The following is a 6,586-nucleotide window of genomic DNA, read 5'->3' on the forward strand; positions in this document are numbered from 1 at the left end:
ATCGCTGCTGGAGGAAATAAGCTATTCTACAGTAGCTAATTCTTCATCACTGCATCCAAAAGCACATTAGCATCAAATCGGACTACATCAGTGCAAGGTAGTCCTGTTTCTGCTATTGTTTGAGCGATGCTTTCCTGGGCCGCAGACTCATCTAGATGGGCTGTGTTTAGCGCTATACCAACTACAGGAACACTTCCAAAAGCACCACCAGCATTAGCAACAGTTTCATAAAGCCGAATCACCTCTGTTAAAGGTGGAATTATTACATGGGGATGATTACGTACATGAACTTGTCCCGCCCGATGCACTAACACCAGTTGGGTTGGTTGCGAACCACGGATTAGGGGTAGAGTTGCCGTTGAACCAGGGTGTAGCAGTGAACCTTGTCCTTCAATGTGCAAGATGTCGTAGTTTTTGCCATAGCGCATGACTATTTGTTCCACAGCACCGGCGGCAAAGTCCACCCGCACGGCATCTAAAGCCACACCATCCCCTTCTAACATCACCCCAGTTTGGCCTGTGGCGAGGAATTTAGAACGCCAGCCCCGCAGTTTTGACGCCCAATGTAACTCTAGACTAGTTGACATTTTACCAATCGCCATATCGGTTCCCACTGTCAACACCCGCCGACACGGGAGAGTGCGTGCCATTCCACTAGCAACACTGATATTAGACGGCTCTTTTCGTAGATCCCAAATTAATTGCCCTGGTTTGAGCAGTGCATTTAACTCTGGGATACTTGCCATTGGTGTATGTAAACCATTTACCAGCGACATTCCCGCTTCTAAAGCGTCTTTGATTTCATGCCAGTAATCATCTGGTACAGCACCACCTCCTGGGGCAATGCCAATTACCAAAACTTCCGGTTTGTACTCTAGGGCTGCGGCTACCGATGCCACAATCGGCACATCACGCTTGATACCTGTTAATTCTGGTAGGGATTTGCCAGCACACTCGCGATCGATTACGGCTACGATTGGGGCTTCACTATAGCGTAAAATTGCTAGCCCTGTTTTGCCCTGAGTCCCAGTAGTTCCTTCATGAAGTAAGATAGCTACTCGTTGATTAAGTGGTAGACGCACTGTGTTGTACTCCCAAACCTGGTAAATCGTTTGGCAAAACTCTTCCTTGTTTTAGCAATGCACCCGTAAAAGGATCATCAATTAAGTTAAGGTGACTGTCTAAATCTAAATAATCAGCTAGTGGCGCTAGCTGTAATGCTGCTGTATTAGCTAGCGAACTGTCAGAATAGCAACCAAACATTACTTGCAACCGATAGGCTCGTGCTGTGTGTACCATTCGCATTGCCTCTGTTAGTCCCCCTGATTTCATCAGTTTGATATTAATACCATCCACGTAATTTGCCAAATCGGGAATATCGGCGCTGGTGAAACAACTTTCATCAACAAAAATCGGCAGGGGAGAGTGTTCTTTGAGTTTTGCTAAACTTGGTTCTTGCCCCCGTGGTAATGGCTGTTCTACATACTTTATACCTAAATCAGCTAGCCAATTGCACATAGCGATCGCATCTTCTAAACTCCAACCTCCGTTGGCATCAACGAAAAATTCTGGTAATGGTGCTTCTTCTCGCACTGCTAACAGCATTTTTTTATCTGCATCTATGCCATCGGGACTGCCTAATTTCACCTTAAAAAGACGGACATCGGTAAATTGTAACCAGTCTCGCGCTCTCGCCCTAGCAGCTTCAGGCGAATTAATCCCAATTGTGACAGAAGTCGGTACTATTTGATTGCGATCGAGTCCCCAGATTTGCCACAAGGGTAATCCTACATGCTTACCGAGCCAGTCGTGCATTGCCATATCTAAGGCTGCTCTAGCAGCAGAAGGAATCTGGTTTTGTGTTAAAATTTGCTCAATTTGCTGCCGTTGTAAGGGGCTGAATGGTTGCAACAGTGGCACGACTTGCTGTAAAGCATCTTTGATCGTATCAGTTGATTGCCGATGATTACCCACACCAAATGGTGATGCTTCCCCCCAGCCTTCGATATCATCATATAAAATCTTCACCCATACATTCGTTGTTTGTGCCGTTGTACCTCGACTAATGGTCAACGGAAATCTCTTATTTACTGTAAATAAATTTACATTTATTTGCATATTTATTATACATATTATGCTATCAGCAAAAGCTAGTGTAAGTTGAAAGTTTAGATTATGGGATGCATCTGTTATACTTTTTTACATTCACTAAAAATTTTTATACATACCTTTTATTTGTTACTTAGTTTATGAATAACTTAAAAAAATGGAAGATTTTGAAATCAAAAATGGTTTTAGATAATCCTTGGTGTCAGGTGAGGCAAGATGAAATAGAATTACCAAATGGTAAAATTATCGATGATTATTTTGTCAGTATTAAGCCTGATGTCGCAATGGTTTTACCTATCACTAGTAGTAGAGAAATTATTTTCGTCCGGCAATACAGACACGCTGTAGGTGAATTTTTCTTGGAACTGCCGGCAGGGAATTTCGATCCCACAAAAGAGAGTGCCGAAGTAGCAGCAATTAGAGAACTCAGAGAAGAGACTGGTTATATTCCCCAAGAATTTAGAAAAATCGGAACTCTATACGATAAGCCGAGTAAAGATACTAATCAAATACATTTATTTTTAGCAGAGAATGTGAGCAAAGTTGGAGAGCAGCAACTAGATATTACAGAAGAGATTGAGGTTGTATTAATTCCTGTAGAATCAGTTTTAAATAAAATTGCCCAAGGTGAAATTTCTGTGGCAGGAACTGTTGCGGCTCTCTTCTTAGGTTTTAAGTTTATAACTTATGAATAATCAGTCACGATGAAGTCTGAAATTATCACTATGATTTTACTCTAGCCAATCGATAGAATCGGTACAATTCTACTGACTGAGAATTAATTCAAGCATCTCTTAATGCTGTGCTAGCTATATTTATTGCTTCTAAAAAGTCACTTAATGGGAATTTCAATTCCGACGAAAAATCGGGAGTAACATATTCTGAGTATATATCTATTTCCATTTTGTCAACACCTTTATCTTTATTTATTTGTGCAACCTGTTGTCCCTTATATTGTATTTCAACAGTCATTTCATTATATTTAAGGTCACTAAGATAAAGAATTTCAAAACCAGAATCTAGATTTATAGCCATTTTGAACCTCTTAATCTACAAATGCACCAAAATTACCATCTGCTCTATCCTTTGGTGGAAGCGATTCTTCCAGGCTACCTGTTCAAGTTCTGTATTAACTTGTCACGAGGCTATTTAGGGGAATAAGATTTTGTTACTATGCTAAGGACAGAGGGCAAGTAGCTAAAATTCAGATTGGCGGAGTTTGTAATGTGGATGTTCTAATTGAGTCAACAAGGAGCTTTGAAAAGGATCTTGGCAGGCTGAGTGAAGATGATAAAGCCGCAGTGGTTAAAAAAATCAATGATTGCGCCAGCCTCTTCCCAACTCAAAAAGCTGAGGTTTATCGTAAGTTGCGTCGTCTTCCCCTACCGTCAGATATTAATGGCTATGAATCTTCGCTTTACACGCTAAGGGTTTCGCAGAAACTAAGGGTGATTTTGACAGTTGACGAAGATCCAATTTTTGGGCAAGTTATTTTTACTCTTTTTCGAGTGGTCAAACACGATGACCTCGATAAAGCGTATAAAGGTGTGGCAGAGTCTTTGTATCAAGAATTACTGCACCATAATCGAGAAACTGCGCGAATTTCGTAAGTTTTTTATCTTGCCCATTGTTGCAATATGTAAGCGTAAAAAGCATCTTTATCTACCTTATCCATCGCATAAATTTTTCGACCACTAGGGACTACTTTAGTACGCCCCTGACTAAGACCAGTGGTGATAATTTCTGTTTCCCATTCGCGTAATTGATAAAATTCTGGATGTCCCAGATAAGCTGTTGCTAAGACATCCCAAAAATAATAATCTTGGGGGATAACTAGTGCATAACATTGTCCGGCTAAATCAGAGATGGGATAGTGGCGTTGTCGCCCCATTTTTTGCACTAATTCTGATGTGACTGGGACATTATTAGTCAAATCTAAAGGACACATAATAATTTCAATTTGAGTTTGCCATACCCGCGCGGCTGAAATTGCGTCCCAATAAACATTCCATTCGGCGGAACCATCTTGTCCAGCTTCCAGACTTTTTTCCACATTACCACCAACATTTAACGCCCCCCCCATCCACACAATCTTGTGAATCTTGGCTTCAATGTCTGGTGCTTTATCCAAAGCCACTGCAACCGTCGTTAACGGCCCAGTTACCATCAACGTTACAGGGCTTGATGCGTCACGTAACACCTGTATAATAAAATCTTGACCTGTTTCGGCAACCAGAGGCGTAGTGATGGTTTCGCTTTGATTGAGAATGGGAAGATGGTCAACGATAAACGAATCACGGCGATATAAAGTAGGAAATGGATTGATACCGCGCACTGTGCTTTCTGCAACCGGGATATGAGAAAATCCCATCAAATCTATAATTTTACGTGTGGCGCTAACAGCTGGTTGAACGTAACAATCTGCTGGAGTGACGACAACACCAAGGAGTTCAATATGATCCATCGTCAACAGCAGCATTGTTGCTAGATAATCATCAACACCGCCATCGTGATCCATTAATACGAGTTGTTTTGTCATAAAAGGAGAATTAATATGGATGAGTTTATGGAAGCTGCAATTCAAGAAGCAAAACAAGGAAGACAAGAAGGTGGAATTCCCATTGGTTCGGTTCTCGTCAAGGATGGGAAAATTCTCGGCAGAGGACACAATAAACGTGTGCAAGACGCCGATCCTGTTACCCACGCTGAAATCGATTGTCTCCGCAATGCTGGAAGAGTTGGCAGTTATAGAGGGACGACACTCTATTCAACTTTAATGCCGTGTTACCTGTGCGCTGGGGCAGTGGTACAATTTGGCATTAAAAAAGTCATCGCTGGAGAATCCAAAACTTTTCCTGGTGCTAAAGAATTTATGGTATCTCACGGTGTGGACGTAATTGATCTTAATCTTGACGAATGCGAACAAATGATGAGTGAGTTTATTGAAACTAACCCCGAACTCTGGAATGAAGATATTGGTAAATAGTCATTTGTCATTTGTCATTTGTCATTTGTTATTGGTTAGCCCTCTTCTGTCACTCTCCGGGAGGGCAATATCTAGAAGCTTTCTTCAGTCAATCAATACAAGCTATCCTATAATAAAAACTTAGTTATTGTATTTGTTATTAGGAAAAAATCTGGCGATGCCTGTGGCGGGCGGAGCCATCGCTTCCTATACAAAAGCTCTAGAATTCAGAAATGGCAAAAGTTTTCGGAGAGTGACAGAAGAGGGCTAATCACTCAGCAACAAAATATTGCCGATACTTTTCACAAAATCAAGCTAGTTCCCAAGCAAATCCAAGTCAAAGATATCGTTTGGAACGATAATAAATCTTAGAAGTTCCTCCCTACTCGCAAAAGCTTATGGACATCAACACCCAACAAATAAAAACGGATGTACTTGTCATTGGTGGCGGTACAGCCGGGACAATGGCTGTGATTACGAATGGGTTTGTATCAGCGCAACTACGGAAAATGCAAGCTGCTGGAATTGAGCATTTTTTTGAAGTAGTTGTAGTTTCTCAAGCAATTGGTTTTGCTAAACCATCTCCTGAGATATTTCATCATGCGTTATCTAGGTTAAAAAATTGCTTTAGTGACAAATATGCAGTGCGATCGCTCTCTCCTGTAGGTTGGGTGGAACGTAGTGTAACCCAACACATGATATCGGGAAAACAGAAAATGTTAACACTATAATAATCTCTCAATCTCTTGTAAAAATTAATGCTAAATCTATTTTAGATATTTAATTATTCGCTAAGATTAATACCGCTTGATGTTGGGTTACGGCGCAATATAAATTGTTCATTTGTTGCCAAGATACTAACTTGCGCCTCCACCCAACCTACAAATAGATCGCTCTCTCCTGTAGGTTGGGTGGAACGTAGTGTAACCCAACACATGATATCGGGAAAACAGAAAATGTTAACACTATAATAATCTCTCAATCTCTTGTAAAAATTAATGCTAAATCTATTTTAGATATTTAATTATTCGCTAAGATTAATACCGCTTGATGTTGGGTTACGGCGCAATATAAATTGTTCATTTGTTGCCAAGATACTAACTTGCGCCTCCACCCAACCTACAAATAGATCGCTCTCTCCTGTAGGTTGGGTGGAACGTAGTGTAACCCAACACATGATATCGGGAAAACAGAAAATGTTAACACTATAATAATCTCTCAATCTCTTGTAAAAATTAATGCTAAAGCTATTTTAGATATTTAATTATTCGCTAAGATTAATACCGCTTGATGTTGGGTTACGGCGCAATATAAATTGTTCATTTTTTGCCAAGATACTAACTTGCGCCTCCACCCAACCTACAAATAGATCGCTCTCTCCTGTAGGTTGGGTGGAACGTAGTGGAACCCAACACACGATATCGGGAAAACAGAAAATGTTAACACTATAATAATCTCTCAATCTCTTGTAAAAATTAATGCTAAAGCTATTTTAGATATTTAATTATTCGC

Annotated in this window: 8 protein-coding genes; 4 read left to right on the forward strand and 4 right to left on the reverse strand. The window is 40.6% G+C overall.

The window, feature by feature from the left end:
• Positions 1–35 precede the first annotated feature (35 nt).
• Both V7K62_RS09295 and V7K62_RS09300 read right to left on the reverse strand, forming a co-directional pair.
• Positions 36–1,082: a DUF1611 domain-containing protein gene (locus tag V7K62_RS09295; RefSeq protein WP_334863649.1), complete on the reverse strand. Its 1,047-nt coding sequence runs from the start codon at positions 1,080–1,082 to the stop codon at positions 36–38.
• Complete coding sequence (locus V7K62_RS09300; protein ID WP_334863650.1) at positions 1,066–2,118, reverse strand: dipeptide epimerase; 1,053 nt, start codon at positions 2,116–2,118, stop codon at positions 1,066–1,068. The genes V7K62_RS09295 and V7K62_RS09300 overlap by 17 nt, the downstream gene beginning before the upstream one ends.
• Positions 2,119–2,249: 131 nt before the next feature.
• On the opposite strand from V7K62_RS09300, the gene V7K62_RS09305 reads away from it, so the two are divergent.
• Positions 2,250–2,804: an NUDIX hydrolase gene (locus V7K62_RS09305; protein ID WP_334863651.1), complete on the forward strand. Its 555-nt coding sequence runs from the start codon at positions 2,250–2,252 to the stop codon at positions 2,802–2,804.
• An 88-nt stretch (positions 2,805–2,892) separates the two neighbouring features.
• On the opposite strand, the gene V7K62_RS09310 is transcribed toward V7K62_RS09305, so the two are convergent.
• Positions 2,893–3,144, reverse strand: a complete 252-nt coding sequence (locus V7K62_RS09310) for a hypothetical protein (protein WP_334863652.1) — start codon at positions 3,142–3,144, stop codon at positions 2,893–2,895.
• Between the two features lie 191 nt (positions 3,145–3,335).
• Here V7K62_RS09310 and V7K62_RS09315 point away from each other — a divergent pair, with 191 nt between their 5' ends.
• Entirely contained in the window at positions 3,336–3,719 is a 384-nt protein-coding gene (locus V7K62_RS09315; RefSeq protein ID WP_334863653.1) for a type II toxin-antitoxin system RelE family toxin, read from the forward strand.
• 5 nt (positions 3,720–3,724) lie between these two features.
• Here the strand turns inward: V7K62_RS09315 and V7K62_RS09320 are convergent, their stop codons facing one another.
• Positions 3,725–4,648, reverse strand: a complete 924-nt coding sequence (locus V7K62_RS09320; protein WP_334863654.1) for a nucleoside hydrolase — start codon at positions 4,646–4,648, stop codon at positions 3,725–3,727.
• A gap of 15 nt (positions 4,649–4,663) precedes the next feature.
• Here V7K62_RS09320 and V7K62_RS09325 point away from each other — a divergent pair, with 15 nt between their 5' ends.
• Complete coding sequence (locus V7K62_RS09325) at positions 4,664–5,095, forward strand: nucleoside deaminase (protein WP_334863655.1); 432 nt, start codon at positions 4,664–4,666, stop codon at positions 5,093–5,095.
• A gap of 377 nt (positions 5,096–5,472) precedes the next feature.
• Entirely contained in the window at positions 5,473–5,805 is a 333-nt protein-coding gene (locus V7K62_RS09330; protein ID WP_334863656.1) for an HAD-IA family hydrolase, read from the forward strand.
• The last annotated feature ends 781 nt before the right edge of the window (positions 5,806–6,586 follow it).

Origin of the sequence: Nostoc sp. (genome assembly GCF_036917935.1) — a bacterium.
In the GTDB taxonomy this organism is placed as follows: domain Bacteria; phylum Cyanobacteriota; class Cyanobacteriia; order Cyanobacteriales; family Nostocaceae; genus Nostoc.

Coding starts and splice junctions, on each gene's coding strand:
- V7K62_RS09300 (WP_334863650.1), bottom strand. CDS start 2,118: ATGCAAATAAATGTAAATTTATTTACAGTAAATAAGAGATTTCCGTTG.
- V7K62_RS09305 (WP_334863651.1), top strand. CDS start 2,250: ATGAATAACTTAAAAAAATGGAAGATTTTGAAATCAAAAATGGTTTTA.
- V7K62_RS09310 (WP_334863652.1), bottom strand. CDS start 3,144: ATGGCTATAAATCTAGATTCTGGTTTTGAAATTCTTTATCTTAGTGAC.
- V7K62_RS09320 (WP_334863654.1), bottom strand. CDS start 4,648: ATGACAAAACAACTCGTATTAATGGATCACGATGGCGGTGTTGATGAT.
- V7K62_RS09325 (WP_334863655.1), top strand. CDS start 4,664: ATGGATGAGTTTATGGAAGCTGCAATTCAAGAAGCAAAACAAGGAAGA.
- V7K62_RS09330 (WP_334863656.1), top strand. CDS start 5,473: ATGGACATCAACACCCAACAAATAAAAACGGATGTACTTGTCATTGGT.